Source organism: Paracoccus sp. MKU1 (assembly GCF_001447385.1).
Classification (GTDB): domain Bacteria; phylum Pseudomonadota; class Alphaproteobacteria; order Rhodobacterales; family Rhodobacteraceae; genus Paracoccus.
Genome location: NZ_LLWQ01000091.1, coordinates 1 through 3,252 on the forward strand (window position 1 = coordinate 1; position 3,252 = coordinate 3,252).

5 protein-coding genes are annotated in these 3,252 nt (G+C 66.0%); 1 reads left to right on the forward strand and 4 read right to left on the reverse strand.

The window, feature by feature from the left end; genetic code table 11:
• Both AQY21_RS06080 and AQY21_RS06085 read right to left on the reverse strand, forming a co-directional pair.
• Window positions 1-868, reverse strand: an 868-nt coding sequence (locus AQY21_RS06080; protein WP_058096870.1) for an MFS transporter, incomplete at its 3' end; no start/stop codon positions are given.
• 9 nt (window positions 869-877) lie between these two features.
• Window positions 878-1,135, reverse strand: coding sequence for a metal-sensing transcriptional repressor (locus AQY21_RS06085; protein WP_058096871.1), 258 nt, complete (start codon window positions 1,133-1,135; stop codon window positions 878-880).
• Window positions 1,136-1,355: 220 nt separating this feature from the next.
• On the opposite strand from AQY21_RS06085, the gene AQY21_RS06090 reads away from it, so the two are divergent.
• Window positions 1,356-2,099 (forward strand): sulfite exporter TauE/SafE family protein, encoded by a 744-nt coding sequence (locus AQY21_RS06090; RefSeq protein WP_058096872.1) that lies wholly within the window; start codon window positions 1,356-1,358, stop codon window positions 2,097-2,099.
• Window positions 2,100-2,152: 53 nt separating this feature from the next.
• Here AQY21_RS06090 and AQY21_RS06095 read toward each other — a convergent pair whose 3' ends face one another.
• Both AQY21_RS06095 and AQY21_RS06100 read right to left on the reverse strand, forming a co-directional pair.
• The gene (locus AQY21_RS06095; protein ID WP_058096873.1) at window positions 2,153-2,734 is read right to left on the reverse strand and encodes a class I SAM-dependent methyltransferase; all 582 of its coding nucleotides are present in this window, start codon (window positions 2,732-2,734) and stop codon (window positions 2,153-2,155) included.
• Between the two features lie 38 nt (window positions 2,735-2,772).
• Window positions 2,773-3,252 (reverse strand): MFS transporter (locus AQY21_RS06100; RefSeq protein WP_152988129.1); only part of this gene is annotated, 480 nt, incomplete at its 5' end.

Sequence of the window (3,252 nt, forward strand, 5' to 3'; positions counted from 1 at the left end):
CCAGAACCCCAGCACCCGCGACCATGACCGGTCGGTCGGCAATCCGGTCGAGCAGCGCGGGCAGCGCGAACGCCGCGAGCATCGAGCCGCCGCCGAACGCCGCCAAGGCCCAGGCCACCTCGGCCTCGCCCAGCCCGAAGCCCGCCTTCACGATCACCACCGTGTTGACGATCACCATCGCGCCCGCCGCCGCCACCGCGAGGTTGATCGCCAGCAGCCCGCGCAGACGTGGTGTGGCAAGGTAGAGACGCAGGCCGCGCGTAGTGCGGTCCCAGATGCGCCGGCGCGGCCCGGGTGTGGAAATTGGCAGCGTGACGCTGACCACCAGCGCCACCGAGGCGAGAAAGCCGACCACCGTTCCGGCGAACAAGCTGTGGAAACTGATGGCAGTCAGGAGTGCCGCCGCCAGCATCGGCGAGATCAGGCTTTCCAGGTCATAGGCCAAGCGCGACAGCGAGAGGGCTTTGGTGTAGTCCTCCTCCTCGGGCAGGATGTCGGGGATCGTGGCCTGAAAGGTTGGCGTGAACCCTGCCGAGGCGGCTTGCAGCACGAAGATCAGCAGGTAGACCTGCCAGATTTCGGTGACGAAGGGGAGGCAGAGCGCCACCGCCGCCCGGATCAGGTCGAGCGCCACCATCAGCGACCGGCGCGGCATCCGGTCGGCCAGTGCCTGCGCCACCGGGGCCACGCCGACATAGGCGATCATCTTGATCGCCAGCGCCGTGCCCAGCACCGCCCCTGCATCGGCCCCAGCCAGATCATAGGCCAGCAGGCCGAGCGCCACCGTCATCAGCCCGGTTCCCAGAAGCGCGATCACCTGCGCGGCGAACAGGTGGCGGTAGATCCGGTTCTTCAGGATGCCGAGCATGACGGAGCCTCAAAGCAGTTTGGTCAGTGCCTTCATCTCGGCCAGCACCTCGCCCGATTCATGGTCGAGGCAATGGTCGATATGGTCGTGGATCAGCACCCGCTTCGCCGCCGTCACCGCGCTTTCCACGGCGGCAAGCTGGCGTGCAATGTCGAGGCAGGGTTCCCCGGCCTCTATCATGCCGATGACGTGCCGCAGGTGGCCTTCGGCACGTTTCAGCCGCTTGACGAGGCCGGGATGGCTTGCGTGGCGGTGAGCTTCTGTCATATGGATATGTCTATCCCCCCCAGGGGGATATGACAACGATGAAGAGGGCCGGAACCGTGGTCCCCGATCAGGCGGTAGACGGGACATGCGCGAGCTTCCGGAGAGATGGATCACGATTGTGACGCTCAGAGCCCACCGCGCGATCTGGAACACGCGGCTGTCTCACACTCCGACGCCGTGAGGCGGCATAAGGCAGGTATCGAACAGGGTGGGAACAGGATTGGATATCGATACGGCCCTGCTTTCCGCCGCCTTCCTTGTCATCGCTCTGATCTATGCGGCAGTGGGCCAGGCCGGGGCCTCGGGTTACATTGCCGTCATGGGGCTGGCGGGGTTTACGCCCCTTGCCATGAAGACCACCGCGCTTTCGCTGAACCTTCTGGTCGCAGTGATCGGCACTGCCCTGTTTCTGAAAGCCGGACGCCTTTCATGGCGGAATGTCTGGCCCTTCGCCATCCTCGGCTTTCCCTTCTCGCTGATCGGCGGGGCGGTCCAGTTGCCGAAGGCCGTCTATTTCCCGGTCGTCGGCGCCCTCCTGATATTGTCGGCCCTTCAAATGGGACGCACGGCCTTGCGCGGAAAAGCCCTGGCGGCTGACAAACCGGTCACGCCCCCGTTCGAGGCGGCACTGGCAACCGGGGCGGTTATCGGCTTCATCTCAGGAACCACCGGGACGGGCGGCGGGGTGTTTCTCGCCCCGATCATTCTGAGCATGAACTGGGGTACCGCCCGGCAGACGGCTGCAACCACGGCGGTCTACAACCTGATGAACTCGGGCGCGGCGCTGATCGGTGCATATGCAGCATGGGATCATATCCCGGCCGCGCTCCCGACATGGCTGGGTGCCGTCGCGGTCGGTGGAGCCCTTGGCGCCTTCGCCGGCAGCAGATACCTGCCCGACCGCTGGCTTCGCGCAATCCTGGCGGTGCTGCTTCTCTTCTCCGGCCTCAATCTGGTCTGGTAGCGGCGCCATTACAGGCCAAAGACACGGACGCTCGAGTAAATCCCTCTGGCGTTTCAGGCCGCATGCAAAGCGCCTGCCCTGAACAAGGCGCCATAATGGTAGGGCGGCAGTTCCACGATCCGGGCGAGAGCGAATCCTGCCGGTTCGACGGCGGCGGCTACGTCCTCTGGCGGCATGCGCAAATCGGTCGCCGGACCACGGGGCTGGCCCAGCACGGTGGTTTCCTCGCGCGGAAGGGGATGCCAGTTCACGATAGCGAATACGCCGCCGGGCCGGAGCACCTTCAGGACTTCCGCCGCGAGCCGCTCCTGATCCGGGACGCCGTGGAAGGTATTGGCCATCAGCACGACATCGACGGAATCGCAAAGATGCTTCACCACATCGAGTGCATCGGCGCAGATCCATTGCCGGACCGATGCGCCCTGACAGGCGACCTCCCGCTTTGCCCGCGCAATCATTGCAGGGTCGATGTCGAGGGCATAAACCTTGCCGCCGGTCAGCCTCGCGAGCGGCGCGGTGAAATAGCCGTCGCCGCAGCAGAGGTCGAGCACGCTCATATGCCGTCCGATCCCCAGCAGCCGCAGCACTCCTTCGGGGTCGGGCCACAGGGCCGCCCACCAGGCGCGGTCCGGCATCGAGGTCGCCGGGAAGGATGCGGTGTCCGGCTTTCCGGTCACCGTGCCAAAACCGCCTCGGCCCGCTTGCGCCGGTAGCCGAGCCAGGCCAGCGAGACGGCGGCCAATGCCAGCCAGGGCAGGAGCAGGACATTGAGCATCTGCCAGCCGAAGGCCTGCAGCAGGGCCGCGGCGCCGAAGGACGCGGCAAGGCCGACCGCGAAGATGGTCATGTCGTTGGTCGCCTGAGCGCGGCCGCGCTCGGCTGCCGTATAGGTGGTGGTGAGCAGCGCCGTGCCGCCGATGTAGAGGAAGTTCCAGCCCACCCCCAGCAGGATCAGCGCGCCGGCGAAGGAGGTGAAGCCGGTTCCGGTGAGCGTCATCAACACATGGCCCGCAAGGATCAGCACGCCCGCCAGCATGATCCTGAGCACGCCGAAGCGGGCGATCAGCGCGCCGGTGACGAAGGACGGCAGGAACATGCCCAGCACATGCAGCTGGATCACGGTCGCGGCGGTCGAAAGATCATGGTGGTGATG